Annotated in this window: 9 protein-coding genes; 8 read left to right on the forward strand and 1 reads right to left on the reverse strand. The window is 69.6% G+C overall.

The features are described from left to right. Positions 1–66: 66 nt before the first annotated feature. The 6 genes from guaB to V6S85_RS03085 all read left to right on the forward strand — a co-directional run bounded on the left by guaB (position 67) and on the right by V6S85_RS03085 (position 13,367). On the forward strand, positions 67–1,530 hold the full coding sequence (gene guaB / locus V6S85_RS03060) for an IMP dehydrogenase (RefSeq protein ID WP_058348815.1): 1,464 nt from the start codon (positions 67–69) through the stop codon (positions 1,528–1,530). Between the two features lie 3 nt (positions 1,531–1,533). Further along, complete coding sequence (locus V6S85_RS03065; protein WP_334348006.1) at positions 1,534–1,929, forward strand: MAPEG family protein; 396 nt, start codon at positions 1,534–1,536, stop codon at positions 1,927–1,929. 4 nt (positions 1,930–1,933) lie between these two features. Next, positions 1,934–3,211, forward strand: a complete 1,278-nt coding sequence (locus tag V6S85_RS03070; RefSeq protein WP_334348007.1) for an RsmB/NOP family class I SAM-dependent RNA methyltransferase — start codon at positions 1,934–1,936, stop codon at positions 3,209–3,211. A 31-nt stretch (positions 3,212–3,242) separates the two neighbouring features. Then, positions 3,243–4,802 (forward strand): glutamine-hydrolyzing GMP synthase, encoded by a 1,560-nt coding sequence (guaA, locus tag V6S85_RS03075; RefSeq protein WP_101717816.1) that lies wholly within the window; start codon positions 3,243–3,245, stop codon positions 4,800–4,802. 223 nt (positions 4,803–5,025) lie between these two features. Further along, a complete protein-coding gene (locus tag V6S85_RS03080; RefSeq protein WP_334348008.1) occupies positions 5,026–5,949 on the forward strand; it encodes an AraC family transcriptional regulator in 924 nt (307 codons plus the stop codon). A gap of 248 nt (positions 5,950–6,197) precedes the next feature. Beyond that, positions 6,198–13,367 (forward strand): autotransporter-associated beta strand repeat-containing protein, encoded by a 7,170-nt coding sequence (locus V6S85_RS03085; protein ID WP_334348009.1) that lies wholly within the window; start codon positions 6,198–6,200, stop codon positions 13,365–13,367. Positions 13,368–13,813: 446 nt separating this feature from the next. Here V6S85_RS03085 and V6S85_RS03090 read toward each other — a convergent pair whose 3' ends face one another. Next, positions 13,814–16,018: a hypothetical protein gene (locus V6S85_RS03090; RefSeq protein ID WP_334348010.1), complete on the reverse strand. Its 2,205-nt coding sequence runs from the start codon at positions 16,016–16,018 to the stop codon at positions 13,814–13,816. A gap of 483 nt (positions 16,019–16,501) precedes the next feature. Between V6S85_RS03090 and V6S85_RS03095 the strand changes: the two genes are divergently transcribed. Then, positions 16,502–18,964 (forward strand): beta-galactosidase, encoded by a 2,463-nt coding sequence (locus V6S85_RS03095; RefSeq protein WP_334348011.1) that lies wholly within the window; start codon positions 16,502–16,504, stop codon positions 18,962–18,964. A 215-nt stretch (positions 18,965–19,179) separates the two neighbouring features. Then, complete coding sequence (locus V6S85_RS03100; RefSeq protein WP_334348012.1) at positions 19,180–21,336, forward strand: TonB-dependent receptor; 2,157 nt, start codon at positions 19,180–19,182, stop codon at positions 21,334–21,336. Positions 21,337–21,366: the final 30 nt, after the last annotated feature.

Consider the following 21,366-nt stretch of genomic DNA (forward strand, 5'->3'; position numbering starts at 1 on the left):
CCGCTCTCCACGCCTCGACAAACGCCCGCCTCGCGACTATACGAGCGCCGCAAAATGGAGAATCCGATGGAGATTCGCGAAGGGCTCACCTTCGACGACGTTTTGCTCGAACCTGGTCCGTCCGACGTCATGCCGACGCAAGTGACGACCGAGACCAAGTTCACGCGTGAAATCAGTCTGAACATCCCGCTCGTGTCCGCCGCCATGGACACGGTCACCGAAAGCCGTCTCGCCATCGCCATGGCGCAGGCCGGCGGCCTGGGCATCCTGCACCGCAACCTCTCCAACGAGGAGCAGGCCGACCACGTCCGCGAGGTCAAGCGCTACGAAAGCGGCATGGTCATCAACCCGCTGACCATCCACCCGGACACCACCCTGGCCGAGGTCCGCGAGATCACGGCCCGCCGCAAGATCTCGGGCTTCCCGGTGGTCGAGCGCGAGACGGGCAAGCTGGTCGGCATCCTCACGAACCGCGACATGCGCTTCGAGGGCGACGCCAACGTGCCGGCCTCGGCGCTGATGACCCGCGAGAACCTGATCACGGTGGGCGAGGGCGTCGACAGCCGCGAGGCGCGCGAGCTTCTCCGCAAGCACAAGATCGAACGCCTGATCGTCGTCGACGACGCCTACCGCGCCGTCGGCCTGATCACGGTGAAGGACATCGAGAAGGCCCAGGCTCACCCCCTGGCCGCCAAGGACGACAAGGGCCGCCTGCTGGTCGGCGCCGCCTCGACCGTCGGCGACGCCGGTTTCGAGCGCTCCATGGGCCTGGTGGACGCCGGCGTCGACGTTGTCGTCATCGACACCGCCCACGGCCACTCCAGCCAGGTCGCCGCCGCCGTTTCGCGCCTCAAGCGTGAAGCCAACCGCGTCCAGATCGTGGCCGGCAACATCGCCACCTACGACGCCGCGCGGGCCTTGATCGACGCCGGCGCCGACGCGGTGAAGGTGGGTATCGGCCCGGGCTCGATCTGCACCACCCGCATCGTCGCGGGCGTGGGCGTGCCGCAGCTGACCGCGATCATGGAAGCCGTCCGCGCCGGTCGCGAGAGCGGCGTGCCGGTGATCGCCGACGGCGGCATCAAGTTCTCGGGCGACCTGGCCAAGGCCATCGCCGCGGGCGCCTCGACCGCCATGATGGGCTCGATGTTCGCCGGCACCGAAGAGGCGCCGGGCGAGGTGTTCCTCTACCAGGGCCGCTCGTACAAGAGCTATCGCGGCATGGGCTCGGTGGGCGCCATGGCCCGTGGCTCGGCCGACCGCTACTTCCAGAAGGAAGTGACCGACAGCTTCAAGCTCGTGCCGGAAGGCATCGAGGGCCAGACCCCGTTCAAGGGTCCGATCGCTCCGGTGCTGCACCAGCTGGTCGGCGGCCTGCGCGCGGCCATGGGCTATGTCGGCGCGCCCACGATCCCGGAACTGCAGGAGCGCGCGCGCTTCGTGCGGATCACGGGCGCCGGCCTGCGTGAAAGCCACGTCCATGACGTGATGATCACGCGCGAGGCTCCGAACTATCCGAGCGCGGTCTAGGCCATGCAGATGGCCTTCGAGCTGCGGATGCTGGCGGTCGCGGTCGTCATCGGGCTGGTCCACCTTCTGTGGGCCAGCGCGGCGGCCCAGCCCCAGCGCGGCTTGAAGTGGAATGTCGGCTCGCGGGAGACGCCGGTCGTGCTGACCGGCATGGCAGGACGGCTCGAAAGGGCCTTCGCCAACTTCCGCGAGACCTTCGCGTTCTTCGTCGCCGCCGTGCTGGTCGCCTATCTGGGCGGCCGGCTCGGTGCGCTGACCGTCGCTGGAACCGCGCTCTATGTCGGCGCCCGGGCGGTCTATGTCTTTCTCTATGCGTTCGGCGTGCCGGTCGTTCGCAGCCTGGTCTGGGTCGCCTCGATGGCGGGTCTGGCCATGGTCCTTCTGGCGTTGGTGATATAGCTCCATGCGTGACGGAGGACGGGTTTCCGCGGCGATCGAGGTTCTGACCGAGATCGAGACGCGGCATTTCCCTGTGAAGATGGCGCTCAAGCGCTGGGGCGAGGCCGCGCGCTACGCCGGCTCCAAGGACCGCGCGTTCGTCTCGGGCCTGGTGCTCGACGCGCTGCGCCGCAAGCGCTCGCTGGGCTGGATGATGGGCGAGACTTCGGCGCGCGGCGTCGTGCTCGGCGTCCTGGCCTTCGTCTGGAAGTGGCCGGCTGAGCGCATCGCCGAAGCCGCCTCGGAAGAGCACGGCTTCGGTGCGCTCTCCGAGACCGAACAGGCCCGCCTGAAGGAACCCGTCTCGCTGGACGGCGCGCCTGCGCCGGTGGCCGGCGACTATCCCGACTGGTTGGAGCCGCACCTGGCCCGGGCGCTTGGCGCCGACCAGGTCGCCGAGATGGCGGCGCTGTCCGAACGCGCGCCGGTCGACCTGCGCGTCAACACCCTGAAGGCCGACGTCGAGCGCGGCGCCAAGGCCCTGGCGCCGATCAACGCGGCGCCGGCCGGCATTCTGCCGACCGCCTTCCGCATCCCCGCGCCCGCCGCCGCCGACCGTACGCCCTCCGTGGAAGCCGTCCCGGCCTTCTCCAAGGGCTGGTTCGAGGTTCAGGACTTGGGCTCGCAGATCGCCGCCGCCGTGGCCGGCGAGGTCAAGGGCAAGCAGGTGCTCGACTTCTGCGCCGGGGGCGGGGGCAAGACGCTCGCGCTCGCGGCCGCCATGGGCAACAGCGGCCAGATCTTCGCCCACGACAGTGACGCTCGCCGCCTGGCCGACACCATCCGTCGCGGCCAGAGGGCAGGGGTCCGCAACCTGCAGATCCGCTCGCCGATCGAGGCCCAGCCGCTGAAGGGCCTGGAAGGCAAGATCGACGTGGTCTTCGTCGACGCCCCCTGCACCGGCGCCGGAACCTGGCGCCGTCACCCCGATGCGAAATGGCGCCTGTCGTCCGACCAGCTGGCCAAGCGTCAGATCGAGCAGGACAGCGTCATGGAGGACGCCTCGACCTTCGTGAAGGCCGGCGGCCGGATGGTCTACGTCACCTGCTCGCTGCTGACCGAGGAGAACGAGGATCGCGTCGCGGCCTTCCTCGAGCGCCACCCCGAATTCACCGTCAAGCCGATCGCCCTGGACGGCGTCACCCACGTGACCCCGGAAGGCTATCTGCGCCTGACCCCGCACCGCGCCGGTACGGACGGCTTCTTCGCCGCCGTGCTCCAGCGCTCGACCTACGCCCCCTGATTTAGACGCCCGACCGCTGGAGACCCGCCCGATGACCACCGAACCCCACCACCAGCGCGTCCTGATCGTCGACTTCGGCAGCCAGGTGACCCAGCTGATCGCGCGCCGGGTGCGCGAGGCTGGCGTCTATTGCGAGATCCATCCCTTCGACAAGGCCGAAGCCCTGGTCGATGACTACCAGCCCTCGGCGATCATCCTGTCGGGCGGCCCGGCCAGCGTGCTGGAGGCCGACAGCCCCCGCATCGGCCGCAAGCTGTTCGACCTTGGCCTGCCGATGCTGGCCATCTGCTACGGCCAGCAGCTGCTGTGCGACGTACTGGGCGGCAAGGTCGAGGGCGGCCACGCCGGCGAGTTCGGCCGCGCCGAGCTGACGATCGGCAAGCAGAGCCCGCTGTTCGAAGGCCTGGCGGGCGTGGGCGAGCTGGAAACCGTCTGGATGAGCCACGGCGACCGCGTCACCGCCATCCCCGAAGGTTTCGAGGTGGTGGGCACCTCGAACGGCGCGCCGTTTGCGGCCATCGCCAATGACGCCAAGAAGATCTATGCGCTGCAGTTCCACCCCGAGGTCTACCACACCGTCAACGGCCCCCAGATCTACAAGAACTTCCTGGCCCTGGCCGGCCTGAAGGGCGACTGGACCATGGCGGCCTTCCGCCAGGAGATGGTCCAGAAGATCCGCGACCAGGTGGGCGACGGCAAGGTGATCTGCGGCCTGTCGGGCGGCGTCGACAGCTCGGTGGCCGCCGTCCTGATCCACGAGGCCATCGGCGACCAGCTGACCTGCGTCTTCGTCGACACCGGCCTGCTGCGCAAGAACGAGGCCGACCAGGTCGTCACCCTGTTCCGCGACCACTACAACATCCCGCTGGTCCACGTGGACGCCGGCGACCTGTTCCTCGGCGAACTGGCCGGCGTTTCGGATCCCGAGACCAAGCGCAAGACCATCGGCCGCCTGTTCATCGACGTCTTCGACAAGGAAGCCGCCAAGATCGACGGCGCCCAGTTCCTGGCCCAGGGCACGCTCTATCCCGACGTCGTCGAGAGCGTCTCGGCCCGCGGCGGCCCGTCGGCCGTGATCAAGAGCCACCACAACGTGGGCGGCCTGCCGGACTACATGAAGCTGAAGCTGGTCGAGCCGCTGCGCGAACTCTTCAAGGACGAGGTCCGCGCCCTGGGCGTCGAGCTGGGCCTGGCTCCGGCCTTCGTCGGCCGCCACCCGTTCCCCGGCCCGGGCCTGGCCATCCGCATCCCGGGCGAGATCACCCCCGAGAAGGTCAAGGTGCTGCAGGACGCCGACGCCATCTATCTCGAAGAGATCCGCAACGCTGGCCTCTATGACAAGATCTGGCAGGCCTTCGCCGTGCTGCTGCCTGTCAAGACGGTGGGCGTCATGGGCGACGCGCGCACCTACGAGAACGTCCTGGCCCTGCGCGCGGTGACCTCCACCGACGGCATGACCGCCGACTTCTTCGAGTTCCCCTGGGAAATCCTAGGCAAGACCGCCACCCGGATCATCAACGAGGTCCGCGGCGTCAACCGCGTCGTCTACGACGTGACCAGCAAGCCGCCCGGCACGATTGAGTGGGAGTGATCAAGGAAGGCGCCTTCGGGCGCCTTCTTTTTTGCCCGTGGATCGTGCGCCAGGCGGGTACGCGGGTGCGAGCTTCGATTGTCCTCCGGCGAGTCTTGGCATACCGGTTGACGATTGTCGCCAAGTCGACACAGTTCGACCTCTCCGCAGCAAGATGACGCCCGACCCGTCCAGCAAACCCTCCGCCTCGAGCGCCTTCGCCAGGTTCACGGACCCCGAGACGATGGCGCTGGCGATCGGCGACATCAATTCGGGCGCGAAGCCTCTTCCTCTCGAACGGACGAGCGGGTGTTTCGACGGCATGCTGGCGCGGGCCAGCTTCGGCGGGCTGAACCTGGGCATGGGCCGCTTCGCCCAGGGCATCGCCCAGACCGCGGCCATTCCGGGCGTCCACACCTTCATGTTCGCCACCGAGCCCGGGATCATGCGCCGGGTTTCGGGACGCAAGCTTTTCGGCCGGCATATCTTTCACTTCCGACCCAACGAGCGGACCGTCACGGGCTCTCCGCCCGACATGCCGTGGGCCTTCGGCATCGTGACCATGCCGTTCGAGCGATTGACGGCGCATGCCCCCAACCTGATGGGCGCCGGCCATAAGGCGCCGCTGGACGACGATCGCATGTTCGTCGCGCCGTCGGCGGCGATGGACGAACTCATCGGGTTGATGGGCGACATCTCAGGCGTGATCCAGAACACGCCCGAGATCCTCGGCGAGGCGCAACCGGCCAAGGCCCTGGCGGGCGCGGTCGTCGACAAGCTGCTGGCCTGCCTCTCGCAGGGGCTGGTCAAGCCGGACAGGGCGGCCCTGGGACGCCATCGCCAGATCGTCGCCCGTTTCGAGCGCGCCCTGGAGGAGCGCCCGGAGGAGATGCTGTCGTTGGGCGACATCTGCCGGGTCGTGGGCGCGGCCGAGCGGACGCTCAACCTGGCCTGCCAGGAATTCCTCGGGGAGAGCGCGGTGCGCTACGCTCGCAATCGCCGCCTGGACCTCGTCCATGCACGGCTGCGGGCCTGCGATCCCGCCACCACCCTGGTGACCAAGGTCGCCATGGACCACGGCTTCTGGGAGCTGGGCCGTTTCGCCCAGGCCTATCGCCTTCGCTTCGGCGAGCGCCCTTCCGACACCCTGCGCCGCAGCGCGCACTGACCCCCGTTCCAAACTCTGCCGTTCATGCCGGGATGGCATAGTTCCGCGCGCGCCTCGCTGGCAGGGACGGGAAAACATGCGTTTTACGGATCATCGATGCCGCGCGTCTGAGGACGCCGTCGTCGATCGCTGTCTGCGCGTGCCTTTCAGGGGATCGGGCCCGGCCCAGCCGAGCGCGCCGCGTGGCGCGATCTGACGCCCCTGCGGTTCAGGAGCGGCCCGCCAAGACGGGCCTGGCAGGTGTCAAAGTGCGGCAGTCGATCAACAAAGCGCGGGCCATCCGCAACTCGGTCTCGCTTACGGTGCTCGCGCTGGCGGTCGGCCTCGGCGCCCCGATGGCCCAGGCCCGGCAGATCACCCATGGCGGCGGCGACGGCGCCGGCTTTGGCTCCTTCACGCCCGCGGGCGGCGTCGCGGGCGGCGGCGGCGGCGCTTCCGGCGCGGGAAGCTATGGCGGAGCGGCGGCCGGCACGCCCACCGGCTCGGCCGAGGCCGGCGCCAACGGCAGCCAGGCGGGAGGGCAGCCCGGGGCGCTGAACGACCTCTCGGCCGGCGGCGGCGGCGGCGGCGGGAGCGGCGGCCTTGGCGGCAATGGCGGCCTGGGCTGGCAGAGCGCTTCGACAGGATCCATCTCGTTGGCCGTCGACTTCGCCGCGACGGACGGCGCCAACGGCGGCGCGAACGCTGCCGGGGGCGGCGGCGGAGGCGGGCTCGTGCTGACTGGGGCGAACGTCCAGCTCACGACAGCAGGCTATGACGTCACAGGGGGGAACGGCGGCGAGGGCCGTGCAGGCGGCGGCGGTGGCGGCGGCGGGGGCGGCGCCGGGCTGGTGCTGCTGAACGGCGGCTCGGTGACCGTGGTGGGCGGCGCGGGCGGGGCGACCAGCGCCATCACGGGCGGCACGGGCAGCTCGCTCGGCAACGGCGGCGCGGGCCTCTTCCTCTACAACGGCGGCTCGCTGAACGTCCAAAGCGGCACGATCACCGGCGGGGCCGGAGGAACCTTCGCCAGCTGGGGCGGGGCCGGCGCGGCCGGCGTGCTCAGCAATCTGGGAACCATTGCCAACGCGGGTACGATCACCGGCGGCGAGGGCGGCTACGGCTATTCGAACGGCGGCGCGGCCGGCATCGGCGTGATCGCCTGGGGCGGCACGATCGAGAACAGCGCGACCGGCGTCATCGCCGGCGGCGTCGGCGGCCAGGGAAACGGCAATTTCAGCGGGATGTATTCCGGCGCCGGCGGGGCGGGCATCGTCTTCACGGGCGGGCAGCCGGGGCTGCTGGTCAACGCCGGAACGATCCAGGGCGGAGCGGGCGGCCTGGCCTCCAACGCGATCCGGCGGGGCGCAGGCGGCAGGGGCGTGGTCGGCGCCAGCACCGGCTCCACCACCATCATCAATTCGGGCACGATCATCGGCGGCGTCAGCGTGAGCTTCCAGCGCGCCTACGCGATCGAGTTCTTTGGTAGCAACAACCGCCTGGAGCTTCACGCGGGCTCGTGGATCCGTGACGTCGCTGCGGTGACCGGCGGCGGCTCCAACAACGTGCTGGCCCTGGGCGGCGCGGACGACGACACGTTCGACGCCATGCATATCGGGTCGGACGGGTCCGTGGACGGCTACGGCTACATGGGCTTCGACACCTTCGAGAAGCTGGGCGCCAGCACCTGGACCCTGACCGGCACGGGTAACCAGACCTGGTCGGTGCTGGAAGGCGTGCTGAAGGGCGACAGCAACAGCCTGGCCGGCAGCGTGGTCTTCGGCAGCGGCGCCGGCAGCCGGGGCGTCGTTTTCGACCAGACGTTCGACGGGGTCTATCGCGGCCAGATCTCCACCGGCGGCGCGGTGACCAAGACGGGTGCGGGAACCCTGATCCTGACCGGCGAGTCGGCCTCGAACTGGACGATTTCGGGCGGCGGCGTGATCGCCAAGGCCGGCCTGTTCGGCAGCGACGCGTCGATCGGCGCCGGCGCCTTCCTGACCCTCGATCAGAGTGTGGACGGAACCTATGGCTTCGTGCTTTCGGGCGCGGGTGATTTCCGCAAGGCCGGCTCCGGGAAGCTGGTCCTGACCGAAGATTCGTCCGGCTTCACTGGAGCCACCACGGTTGGGTCCGGAACCTTGACGGTCAACGGCTCGCTGGCTGGTTCGACGGTCACCGTCGCATCTGGCGCGACGCTGGGCGGTACTGGCGCGATCGGCGACACCACCATCCAGAGCGGCGGCCATCTGGCGCCCGGCAATTCGGTGGGCTCGCTGTCGATCGCGGGCGACCTCACTCTCGCATCGGGCTCCAACCTCGACATCGAGCTGGGCGCGCCAGGCGGGTCGTCGGCTTCGCCCGGCGTCAGCGACCGCCTGATCGTCAGCGGCGACCTGGCGCTGAACGGCGTGGTCAATCTCTCGCAGAGCGCGGCCTCGGCCGACGGCGTCGCGGGCATCGGCTACTACCGCCTGATCACCTATGGGGGCGCCCTGACCTCCAGCACGGCGACGATCGGAACCAAGCCTTCGCTGAGCAACGTGAACTACGCGCTGCAGGCGGGCGGCGGCCGTGTCGACCTGTTCATCAGCAACGCCCTCATTCCCGGCGACGACACCCTGCAGCACTGGCAGGGCGGCGACGGCGTCTGGAGCGCGGCCAGCACGCAATGGCTGAACGACGGTGGCAACGCTCCGGCCGCCTGGGCGAGCAAGTACGCCATCTTCAAGGATGCCGGCGGCTTTACCGGCGGCTTGGTGACGGTGGACGGCGCGCGGAGCTTCATCGGCCTGCAATTCGTCGACGACGGTTATGAGCTGACCGGAACGGGCCAACTGGCCACAATCTCGGGCGGCAGCGAAATCCGCGTGCTGGACGACGTCGCCAAGATCGGCGTGGCGATCACCGGCGCCGGTCTCGTCACCAAGACCCAGGCCGGCACGCTGATCCTGACGGGCGCCAACACCTATACCGGCGGGACGTTGATCGATGCGGGCACGCTGCAGATCGGCGACGGCGGGACTTCGGGCTCGATCCTCGGCAATGTCGGCAACAGGGGCGTGCTGGTCTTCAACCGTTCCGACGCCATCACCTTCGACGGCCGGATCTCCGGCTCGGGCGCGGTGCGTGTCCTGGATGGCAGCGTGACCCTCACGGCCGACAACATCTATGCCGGCGGCACGACCATCGCCTCGGGCGCACAGCTGAACCTGGGCGCCGGCGGCGCCAGCGGCTTGATCGGCGACGCCGTCGTCAATGGTGGCCTGACGTTCGATCGCTCTGACAGCGTGAGCTTCTCGGGCGTCGTCAGCGGCTCGGGCGCCTTCCGCCAGGCCGGTTCGGGCAATCTGATCCTGACCAGCAATTCCTCGGGGTTCACGGGGACGACGGCTGTCGATGCGGGCAGGCTGACGGTCAACGGCTCCTTGGCCGGCTCTACGCTCACCGTCGCCTCCGGCGCGACGCTGGGCGGCGCGGGCACGGTGGGCGACACCGTCATCCAGAGCGGCGGCCATCTGGCTCCCGGCTCCGGGGGATCTATCGGATCGGTCGCAACCCTATCGATCGCGGGTGACCTGACCCTGGCGTCCGGCTCGAACCTGGACATCGAGCTGGTCGCGCCGGGCGCGTCGTCGGCCTCGCCGGGCGTCAGCGACCGCGTGGTCGTCAGCGGCGACCTGGCGCTGAACGGCGTGGTCAATCTCTCGCAGAGCCCCGCCATGGCGGCGGGCCTGGGATACTATCGCCTCGTCACCTACGGCGGCGCGTTGACCTCCAACACGGCGACGATCGGCGCGACGCCGTCGCTCAGCAACGTGAACTACGCGCTGCAGGCGGGCGGCGGCCGGGTCGACCTTTTCATCGCCAGCACGCTCATTCCCGGCGATGACACCTTGCAGCACTGGCAGGGCGGCGACGGCGCCTGGAACGCCGCCAGCAGCCAATGGCTGAACCAGGGGGGCAACATCCCGGTCGCCTGGGCCGGCAAATACGCGATCTTCAGGGACGCTGGCGCCTTCACCGGCGGCGAGATCACGGTGGAGGGGGCGCAGAGCTTCCGGGGGCTGCAGTTTGTCGACGAAGGCTATGAGCTGACGGGAACCGGCCAGTTGGTCACCGCCTCGGGCGGCAGCGAGATCCGCGTGCTGGCCAACGAAGCCAAGATCGGCGCGGCGATCACCGGCGCGGGCGGGATCGTCAAGACCGAGGCCGGCACGCTGGTCCTGACGGGCGCCAACACCTATGCCGGCGGCACGACCATCCAGGCGGGCGTACTGCAGATCGGCGACGGCCGGACTTTGGGCTCGATTGTCGGCGACGTGGTCAATGACGCCGTGCTGTTCTTCCGGCGTTCGGACGCCATCACCTTCGACGGTCGGATCTCCGGCACGGGCGCGGTGGGCATCCTGAGCGGCGGCGTGACCTTCACGGCGAACAACACCAATGCCGACGGCGCGTTCATCGCCTCGGGCGCCCAACTGACGCTCGGCGCCGGCGGGACGACGGGATCGATCGCCGGCGACGTCCTCGTCAACGGCGCGCTGGCGTTCAATCGCTCCGACAGCCTGACCTTCGCCGGCGTCATCGACGGTTCCGGCCTTCTCCGCCAGGCCGGTTCGGGCAGGCTTATCCTGACCGGCGATTCCTCGGGGTTCACGGGTGCGACCTCGGTCGATGCGGGAAACCTGACGGTGAACGGCTCCCTGGCCAGGTCGACGGTCACCGTCGCTTCCGGCGCGACGCTGGGCGGCACAGGCACGGTCGGCGACACCATCGTCCAGAGCGGCGGCCATCTGGCGCCGGGCAATTCCGTTGGTTCGCTGTCGATCGCGGGCGACCTGACCCTCGCGTCGGGCGCCAATCTCGACATCGAACTGGGCGCGCCGGGTGCGTTGTCGGCCTCGCCCGGCGCCAGCGACCGCCTGGTCGTCAGCGGCGACCTGGCGCTGAACGGCGTGGTCAATCTCTCGCAGAGCGCGGCTTCGGCCGACGGCGTCGCCGGGCTGGGCTACTACCGCCTGATCACCTATGGCGGCGCCCTGACCGCCAACACGGCGACGATCGGCGCTACGCCGTCGCTGAGCAACGTGGACTACACGCTGCAGGCGGGCAGTGGCCGGGTAGACCTCTTCATCAGCACCACGCTCATTCCCGGTGACGACACCTTGCAGCACTGGCAGGGCGGCGACGGCGTGTGGAGCGCCGCCAGCAGCCAATGGCTGAACCAGGGCGGCAATACGCCGGCCAGCTGGGCGAGCAAGTACGCCATCTTCAAGGACGCCGGCGCCTTCACGGGCGGCTTGGTGACGGTGGACGGCGCCCAGAGCTTCCTGGGCCTGCAGTTCGTGGACGAAGGCTATGAGCTGACCGGAACCGGACAACTGGTCACCGCCGCGGCGGGCAGCGAGATCCGCGTGCTGGCCGACGCCGCCAAGATCGGCGTGGCGATCACCGGCGCTGGCGGGATCGTCAAGACCGAGGCCGGCACGCTGATCCTGACGGGCGCCAACACCTTTGGCGGCGGCGCCTCCATTCGCGCGGGTACGCTGCAGATCGGCGATGGCGGGACTTCGGGCTCGATCGTCGGCGATGTCGCCAACGGCGGCGTGCTGGCCTTCGACCGGTCGGACTCCATCGCCTTCGGCGGCCTGGTCTCCGGTACGGGCGCGGTGCGCATCCTGGGGGGCGGCGTGACCTTCACCGCCAACAACACCTATGCCGGCGGCACGACGATCGCCTCGGGCGCTCAGCTGAACCTCGGCGCCGGCGGGACGAGCGGCTCCATCCGCGGCGACGTCGTCGCCAATGGCGCGCTGGCGTTCGACCGTTCCGACAACCTGGCCTTCGCTGGAGCAATCAGCGGCTCCGGCGCCCTTCGTCAGATCGGCGCCGGCAAGACGGAACTGACCGGCGCCTCCGGCGGCTTTACCGGCGCGACCACGGTCGAACGGGGTACGCTGGCCGTGAACGGCCTGCTCGGCGGAACGCTGGACGTCTGGTCCGGCGCTCGCCTGCAGGGCGTCGGCACGGTGGGCAGCGCCGTCGTGTCGGGCACGATCGCGCCTGGCAACTCGATCGGCACGCTGAACGTCGCCGGCGGCGTCACCTTCAAGCCCGGCTCGGTCTTCGAGGTCGAGGCGGACGTGGCCGGCCAGTCCGACAAGATCGTCGCGTCCGGCGTGGCTGCCATCCAGGGCGGGACCGTCAGGGTGCTGGCGGGCGCGGGAACCTACAGGCCGGAAACCAGCTATGTGATCCTGCACGCCAATGGCGGTCTCGCGGCTGGCGGCAGGTTCGACGGCGTGACCTCGAACCTGGCCTTCCTCGACCCGTCGCTCCGCTATGATGGCTCCAACGTCTATCTGCGGCTGCGGCGCAACGACATCAGCTTCACGGATATCGGCGTGACCCCGAACCAGGTCGCGGCGGGGGCCGGCGCCGAGCATCTGGGCTGGGACAACCCGGTCTTCGACGCCGTGGTCAACCTCTCGGCCGATCAGGCGCGCGACGCTTTCGACCAACTGGCCGGTTCGGACCACGCCAGCCTGCGCGGCTCGCTGATCCAGGACAGCCGCTTCGTGCGCGATGCGATCCTGGCGCGCGGCGAACTGGCCGGCGTCGAGGGACCGTCGGCGTGGGGCGAGACCTTCGGCGGCTGGGGCTCGATGAAGGGCGATGGCAACGCACAGAGCTACGACCGCGACATCCAGGGGCTGTTGACCGGCTACGACGGCTCGCTGGGGCGGGATGTCCGCGCCGGCGTCGCCGTGGGCTACAGCGCCGGCGACCTGAAGACCGCGCGCGCCAAGCACGACGTCGAGACCTATCATCTCGGCGGCTACGTCCTGGCCGAGCGCGGCGGGATCTCGTTCCAGCTCGGCGGCGCCTATGCGTGGCACGACATGAAGGCCTCGCGCCGCGTCGCGTTCGGAATGTTCGGCGAGACCCTGTCGAGCGACTATTCGGCCCGCACCTATCAGGCGTTCGGCGAAGTCGCCGTGAAGCGCGAACTGGCCGGTACGACGGTGCAGCCGTACGCCGGCCTGGCCTATGTCGCGCTCACCGACTCCGACGTCAGCGAGCGGGGCGGCAGCGCCGCGCTGCATGGCGGCGGCGACGACCACCTGGCCTATGGTTCGGTCGGGGTGCGCCTGAAGAGCGACCTGAGCACCGGGGAGCTCAGCCTGCGCCTCACCGGCTCGGCCGCGCTGCGCCATGCGTTCGGCGATCGCGCGCCGAGCATAGATCTGGCCTTCACCGGCGCCCCGTCGTTCAGGATCGTCGGCGCGCCGATCGACAAGGACAGCCTGGCCGTCAATCTCGGACTGGAAGCCGACCTCGGCAAAGCCGCGGTGCTGGGTGTGACCTACTCGGGAAGCTACGGCGATCGCTCGACCGACCATGGCGCCCGCGCCCAGGTCAGCTGGAGGTTCTGATCGGCGCCGTCAGGCCGATCGGATCGCACAGAGGCTCTGAAGCCCGCTTCCGCTTGGCGCGGTGGCGGGCTCAGGCCAGGGCGACGTCCAGGCCCTGGGGGGCGACGAACTCGGCCATGTTACGGCGGGAGAGGTCCATGTGCGCGCGGACGATCTCGCCGGCGGCCACGGTGTCTCAGCGACACCTCGTCGAGCACCGCGCCCGGCGCCAGCTCCATGCTGCGATCCGCCGACGCGTCAGGACCGCCTGGCGCAGGGTCTGGGGCCAGCCCATGACCTTGGCCTCGTCCACCTCGGTGCGGAAGGCGTTCCAAGCATTCCAGCCCCTCGGCGGGGTGGCCGCCGAGCCCATGCGTGGCGCTGTCTATCGGCCGGCTGGCTTCAGGCCGTCCTCGGCCGGGGCCGGCGAGACGACTGGCCGCTGTGGCGACCGGAAGGTTTGCGCATCAGGCGGACCGGGGACGCCGCGCGCCCTTGCGGGCGGCGTAGATCGGCGTCTGGCGGGAAAGGGCGCGGGTCGGCCGCGGCGCCTGACCGCCGACCTGGCCGACGACGAACTCGCCGAACCAGGGCGTGCTGAGCCGCGAGCGGTCGGCGCCGACCAGCAGTCCCGCCATGCCCTTGTCGTAGAGCCTGTTCTCCGCGGCCAGCACCACCTGGTCGTTGACCAGGCCGGTGATGCGGGCGCCTTCGAACCGCAGCGAGAGCTTGATCCACCGACCGGGCGCGACCCCGGCCAACTGGGTGTCGCCAAGGACCAGTTCGCCGCCTTCGCCGTCGAACTTGCCGGCCTTGATCTGAGCCTGCTGCTCGGCGTCGCCGACCAGGGCCTTGGGATCCTTCTTGCCGCGAATGGCCACGAGCCGGCAGCGGCCGTCGTGGGCCAGTTCCAGGAAGTAGCCCTTCGGGATGAAGCCGTAGCCTGTGCCGACATGGTTGATCCGGCCCATGACCGCGGCGGTGTCGCCCGGGTTCAGCCAGACCTTGGTCGAAACTTCGTAGTCCCCCCAGGCCGCATCGCCCAGGATGGTGTAGGGCCGCCAGTCCGGCGCCCAGGAGATGGTCGGGATCGGGACTGCCTGGCGCAGGCAGCGTCCCTTGCCGTCGGGACGCTCGGCCAGCTCGAAGGCGCCGGCGATGTCGGCGGTGTAGCGCGCCAGCCAGCCATGGGCGGCCGGTGAGGCGTAGCTTTCGAAAGTCTCGCGATAGGGGAACGGGAAGGGCGCGGGCTTGGGGATCGCCTGGAAGCCGCCCTTCCGCTGGCCGCGCGTTGTCGACAGCGAGTAGATCGCGTCCGGCTCCACGGCCAGGCTCACCACGCCGTCGACGGGCGTGAGGTCGCCCTGGCGCACGAACTGTTCGGCGGCGGTGCTGCGCCAGACGCAGAGCGGCTCGGGCGACAGGCCCTCGCCGATCTCGATCCGGACGGTCTGGGCCTGCGTCGCGCCCTGGGTCTCGACGATCAGGCTGTAGTCCGCGCCCGGCGACTTCAGGGTCGCGTAGGAGCCGCCCTTGGGCAGCATGCCGCTGCCGCCGTCGAGATAGGTCCAGCCGATTTCGGTGAACTGGCCGTAGTGGGCGTATCCCCAGAGGGCCTCGCGCACCCGGTAGTGGCCGCTCCACGGTTCGTGGGCCAGCACCGTGGCCGGATCCTCCGAATAGGGCTCGAGCGGATAGACGCCGGCGATGTCGTACCAGTTCACGACCTTGGTCGCGCCGCTAAGGATCCAGTTGTGGTTGAAGGCCCGGACGATGCCGATCGCGCAGTCGAAGCCCTTTAGATAGACGTGGTCCTCGGTGTTCCAGATCGGCTTTCCCATGGCCCTGGCCATGGTCTGCTGCTCGGCGCTGGCGTGGGCGTTGGCGTAGAAGACGTGGGCGCTGATGATGTCGATGGCGTCGCGCAGCTCGGCGTCGGTCGTCATGTCCTTGACGAAGTCGAGCTTGTCCTTGGGCCAGTTGTCGAAGGCGTGGACCTTCACCTTGGAGAAGCCCTTGGCGTTCAGCGTGCGACGCAGGGCTTTGACGAAGGCGTAGTCCTGGCCCTTCTCGTTGCGGCAGCCTATGGCGTCCAGCTCCAGTCCATAGGCGCCGCGCAGGCCTTCAAGCCATTTGACGTAGTAGTCGACGGCGTCCTGGGACCAGAACTTGCCGCCGCCGATCCAGCCCGGCGCGCTCCAGGCCGTGGCGTCCAGCGACAGGGCCGGATTGCGCTTCTTGGCCTCTTGCAGGACCCACCAGATGTAGCCGCGCTCGTAGTTCAGATCCTCGCGCGTGTGCATGTGGCTGGGCATCGAGCCTTGCGTCGAGTTGCCGTCGCCGGGGATCTCGGCCAGCAGGGCGCTGACCGAGGCGCCGAACTTGGGCTTGTAGAGCAGGTCGAGGATCTGGCTGCGCTGGGGCTCGGGATAGTCCTTGAGCAGCACGGCCGTGGCCCCGCCTCCGGTGACCACGCCGATGCCGTCGAACCGCGCGCCGCCGGCGTCGCCGCGCAGCCTGATGGCGTGGGGCGAGGCGGGCTGGGCCAGGGCGCGGCTCAGCGGCGCCAGGCACAGCAGCGAGCCGGCGGCCAGCATGTGCCGGCGTCGCGACGGGTCGAAGTCTCCACGGCGCTTTACGATGACGGCAGGGCCGGGCGGCGAAATCCTCATCACGCCGTCCTCGACACGGCGGCGGCCGCGTGGCCGCGCGCGCTCACGCACTCCATGGTTCCCTCTCCCAGTTCTTATGTCGTGAACGCCGAGCGGACCCGGTGTTCGCCAGTGGCGTTGACCGCGATGGTGCATCCCGAACGTTTCGCACGGGCCGAGCAGTGAAAGCCGCCCAGCCCGTCAGGGATGTATGACCAGTTTATCACACGCTCGAAATGTGCGAGCAAGTCATTCGTAAGACAAATGTTACCGTTGGGCGAAGTCTCAAATGATGAGAGAAAACCGTTGGCTAGCGCTGTCATTTCGTTTGTTTTCAGAATGTGGGAAGCGCGCTTGCAGGAAGACGGACAGGCGGCCCCATGAGGCTAGATCGCCCTGTTCCGGCGACGCCCGAGATTGACTGGTATGACCAATCCTCGGCCAAGAATGCCGAAAGCCGGCCAGGCGGCGCGCGCGAAAACAGACACCATCAGGAAACGTCCCATGACCCTTCGCATCCGGACCCTCGCCCTGGCCACGGCCTCGGCGTTCGCAACGGTGGTCGCGGCCCAGGCCGCCGACCTGACGGTTGACGCGACGCGTCCGCCCGCCGCCGTGCGTTCGGAGCACCTGCGCATGGGCGCTTCCGTCGCGCCCGACGGCCAGACGCTGGGCGTCAACAACCGCTACCTGACGCGCAACGGCCAGCCCTGGACGCCGGTGATGGGTGAGTTCCACTACACCCGTTATCCGCCCGAGAACTGGGGCGCCGAACTGGCCAAGATGAAGGCTCAGGGCGTCGACATCGTGGCCACCTACATCATCTGGAACCACCACGAGGAACGCGCCGGCCAGTTCAACTGGGCGGGCGATCGCGACCTCAAGCGGTTCGTCGAACTGGCCAAGGCCAACGGCCTGATGGTGGTGGTCCGCATCGGCCCCTGGGCGCACGGCGAGGTGCGCTGGGGCGGCATGCCCGACTGGGTGGTCAACGCCATGCCGACGCGGCGCGACGACCCGGTCTACCTGACCTATGTCGAGCGCTATTGGCGCGAGATCTACAGGCAGGTCGCGGGCCAGCTCTGGAAGGACGGCGGTCCGGTCATCGGGGTCCAGCTGGAGAACGAGTACAACGCCGGCGGGCCGGGCGCGGGCGCTGGACACATCGCGACGCTCAAGACCCTTGCGCGCCAGATCGGCTTCGACGTGCCGCTCTATACGGTCACCGGCTGGGACAACGCGGTCTATCCCAAGGGCGAGGTCGTTCCCGTCTTCGGCGGCTATGCCGACGAGCCGTGGAGCAGCAAGCTGGGCCGGCTGCCGCCCAAGGAAGTCTACGCCTTCCGCTTTGGCAGCCGGGTCGGCGGGGATCTCGGCGCGCAGACCACATCGCGCAATCCCGGCACGATCGAAGGCGACATGGACAACACGCCGTTCCTGGGCGCGGAGTTCGGCGGCGGCGTGCCGATCATGTATCGCCGCCGGCCCTATCTCTCGCCCGATGACGTGGCGGCCATGCTGCCGGTGCAACTGGGCTCGGGCGCCAATCTCTACGGCTACTACATGTTCCACGGCGGGCGGAATCCGCAGGGGCACACCACCCTGGAGGAGGACGACCGGCAGGGCGGCTACAATGGCATGCCCATCATCAACTACGACTTCCAGGCGCCGCTGGGCCAGTATGGCCAGGTGCATCCCGTCGCCGACGCGGTCCGGCCCTATCACCTCTTCATGCACGCTTTCGGCGCCAGGCTGGCGCCGATGGAGGTGCAGCGGCCGGCCGACAGGCTGCGCGGTCGCGACGACGTGACCACCCCGCGCTGGTCGGTGCGCAGCCAGGGCGACCGCGGCTTCCTGTTCTTCAACAACCACGTGCGGCAGTTCGAGACGCCGGTGCAGGCCAAGACCCGCTTCGAGGTCAAGCTGCCGGGCGGCTCGGTCACCTTCCCGAGCCGGGCGGTCGACATCCCCGCCGGCGCCTACTTCGTCTGGCCGATCAACCTGGATCTCGACGGCGCCAACCTGGCCTGGGCGAGCGCCCAGCCGCTGACCCGGCTGGAGGACGGCGATGGGCCGCTCTACGTCTTCTCCGCCACCAAGGGCGTGCCGGTGGAGATGGCGTTCTCGGCCGATGTCGAGGTCACGCTGAACGGCAGGCGCCTGAAGGCCGCGGGCGGTCGGGTGGTCACGCCGACGCTGACCCCCGAGGGCGTGCGCGAGCTCGCCGTGCGTGCGCCCGGTGGCAAACGGGTGCGGATCGTGCTGATCAGCGCCGAGCAGGCCAGGCAGGCCTATGTGCTGCCGTTCGGCGGCAAGGATCGACTGGTGCTCAGCCAGGACCCGATCTTCGCCGACGAGGCCGGCTGGTCGGTGCGTTCGAAGGCCGACGTGGGCTTCCGCCTGGCGGTGCTGCCCGCGCTCGACGCCGCGCCCGAGGCCAGCCTGCCGCTGCGCCGCGCCAAGGGGCAGGGGGCGTTCCAGGTGTTCGAGGCCCGGGCGCCGGCCAGGACCCTGACCGCCCAGATCAAGCCGTTGCGTGAGGCCAAGGCCCTGCCGCCCTCCGAGATCGGCGGCCGCGCCAAGGCGGTGCTCCAGCCCTATGCCGAGCAGTATGGGCGCTCGGGCGCCTGGACGCTGAGCCTGCCGAAAGGCGCGCTCGACGGCCTGAGCGAGGCCTGGCTCGAGATCGACTACGCTGGCGACGTGGCGCGGTTGTTCGACGGCGTCGAGATGCTGGACGACCAGTTCTACTACGGACCCAGGTGGGAAGTGGGACTGAGCCGTTTCAGCGACCGGCTCGATCGCGACTGGACCCTGACCGTCCTGCCGCTGCGGGCCGACAACCCGCTCTACATCCAGCCGGAGGTCAAGGCGCCGATCCCGGCCGGCGGCCAGGTGAGCGAGGTGAGAGGCGTGAGCATCGTCCCGGAGTACGAACTGCGGTTGACCTCCGGGGCGAGCAAATGACGGCCGGCATGGCCCTCACGCGCCGTCAGGATGGAAGTCTATCCGAGACGGACGGTTAGCCTCGCGCACGAGCCGTGTCGGGCGCCTCGCCGTCCTCAGGGGCGAACGCCGGCTTTCAGGCGATGGAGAAGCTTCCCTGGTTGGTCTACGATCGGCGAGGACCGACCTCGGGGTGCGAGTGAGGCGGCGCTGTCTTGCCCCGGGGGAGCGGAAGGGTGGCGATCTCGAGCTTCTCGCTGTTGCAAGCGATCATCGCGCCGCTGGCGGTGGGGGAGGGTTTCGCCCGGACCGATCAGCCGGCCGCGCTCGCGGAAGACGTGATCGTGACCGCCCAACGGCGTCGCGAACGCGGTCAGGACGTTCCGATCGCCTTGTCCGTCGTGGGACAGGACCAGTTGGCGCGCCGCGGCGCCAGGGACCTTTCCGACCTGGCGGGCGCCGTGCCGGGCCTGTCGATCGCCGGCTTCACCGGGGGCAACGCCAGCAACCTGGTCTCGATCCGCGGCGTCGCCGGCCAGGTGCTGCCGATCGGCTCGGGGCAACCGGTCGCGATCTATCTCGACGGCGTCTACCTGTCGCGACCCGACGCGGCCTTCTTCGGGCTCGACGACGTGCAACGGATCGAGGTGCTGCGCGGGCCGCAGGGCGCCCTCTATGGACGCAACGCCACGGCCGGCGCGATCAACATCGTCACGCGCCCGCCCGGCTGGAAGGTCGAGGGCGGCGGCGAGGTTCGCCTCGGGAACCTGGAGGCGCTCTCGGCGCGAGGTTCGGTCAGCGGTCCCTTGTCGGCGAGGCTGTCGGCCGGCCTGTCGGCGAGCTACCTCCGCCACGACGGCGCGATCCGCAACACGGTCACGGGCGATCGCCTGAACGGCCGTGACGCCCACACGGTGCGCGGCCAGTTTCGCTACCGCTCGGAGGATCGTCGTTTCGAGGCGCTTCTGTCGGGCGATCTGACGCGCGATCGCGCCACGCCCGTCTTCAAGAACGCCTACGCCCCCTCGGGGGCCTTCATCGGGATCGGCGACCCGGATGTCTTCACCAGCGACGCGGCCAGCCAGGCCCGCACGGTCCGCCGGACCAGGAACGACGGCCTGGCCCTGACCCTGACCCACCGACCGCTGGAAGCGCTGGAACTGGTCTCGATCACCAGTTGGCGTGATCTGGACTCGACCGTCGTCTACGACGCCGATGCCTCCGCCGCGCCGTCTCTGCTGACGGGCGCGACCAACCACAGCGCCACGTTCAGCCAGGAAGTGCGGGGCGTCTTCACCGGCCGCCGTGTCCGCGCCACGTTCGGCGCCAGCCATTTCGCCGAGCGGGCCCGCTACGGCCTTTCCACCGGTGCGCCGACGGCGGCGCCAAGCTTCAACCACCTGCTCGACCGCAGCAAACTGAGGGCCTGGGCGGCCTTCGGGCAGTTCGAGATCGATCTGGCCGATCGTCTGACCCTGGTCACCGGACTGCGTTACGACCGCGAGCGGCGAGACTTCACCATCGACTATCGGCGGGCCCCCGTTCCCGGGCGGCTGCTCTCGGGGAAGATCCGGGACTCGGTGCTCATCCCGAGTATCGGCCTGTCGTATCGCGCCGGCGCGGACCTGCTGGTCTACGCCAAGGCCAGCCGCGGCTACCAGCCGCCGGGCTTCAACTTCGCGCCGGGCGCGACGACCACGGTCGCCAACACCTTCCGGTCCGAAGCCCTATGGGCCTACGAGGCGGGCGCGAAGGCCGAGGTTCTGGACCGCCGCGTCGTCCTCGGTCTAGCCGCCTATCTCTATGACTACAGCGACATCCAGATCCGCAGCACGGTCGGCCTGGGGCTGACGCGGATCGACAACGCCGCCTCTGCGCGGCTGGCCGGACTGGAGGCGAGCATCGCCGCCAGGCTGCCGCACGGTTTCACGATCCGCGCGCACGGCGCCTATCTGGATGCGGGCTACCGCAACTTCTGCCAGGCGATCAGCGCCGGCGACCCGCAGGGCGAAGACCCGCTCTGCGCGCCGGGACGGGCTGATCGCTCCGGCAATCGGTTGAACCTGGCGCCGCGCTGGTCGGGCGGTCTGGGACTGGACTATGTCCGTCGCCTGGAGGGCGGCCGGGTGTCGGCCAGCCTCGCCTACGGGGTCTCCGGCGGCGTCTTCCATGTCGGCGCCGCCAACGAGCCGCGGCTGCGCGGGAAGTCCTGGGGTCTGCTGGGCGGGGAGGCGGCCTTTCAGGTCGAGGCCGGTCCCGAGGTCTTCGTCTACGGCCGCAACCTGACCGACGAGCGGGTCCTGTCGTTCGCCGCGCGGGTCGCGCCGGCTTCCGCCTTCCTGGTGATCAACGATCCCAGGACCTACGGCGCCGGGATTCGATATCGCTTCTGAAGCGGTTTGCGGTAGATGTCCGATAACGCC

Origin of the sequence: Caulobacter sp. CCNWLW153 (assembly GCF_036889365.1) — a bacterium.
Classification (GTDB): Bacteria; Pseudomonadota; Alphaproteobacteria; order Caulobacterales; family Caulobacteraceae; genus Caulobacter; species Caulobacter radicis.

Coding starts and splice junctions, on each gene's coding strand:
- guaB (WP_058348815.1), top strand. CDS start 67: ATGGAGATTCGCGAAGGGCTCACCTTCGACGACGTTTTGCTCGAACCT.
- V6S85_RS03065 (WP_334348006.1), top strand. CDS start 1,534: ATGCAGATGGCCTTCGAGCTGCGGATGCTGGCGGTCGCGGTCGTCATC.
- V6S85_RS03070 (WP_334348007.1), top strand. CDS start 1,934: ATGCGTGACGGAGGACGGGTTTCCGCGGCGATCGAGGTTCTGACCGAG.
- guaA (WP_101717816.1), top strand. CDS start 3,243: ATGACCACCGAACCCCACCACCAGCGCGTCCTGATCGTCGACTTCGGC.
- V6S85_RS03080 (WP_334348008.1), top strand. CDS start 5,026: ATGGCGCTGGCGATCGGCGACATCAATTCGGGCGCGAAGCCTCTTCCT.
- V6S85_RS03090 (WP_334348010.1), bottom strand. CDS start 16,018: ATGAGGATTTCGCCGCCCGGCCCTGCCGTCATCGTAAAGCGCCGTGGA.
- V6S85_RS03095 (WP_334348011.1), top strand. CDS start 16,502: ATGACCCTTCGCATCCGGACCCTCGCCCTGGCCACGGCCTCGGCGTTC.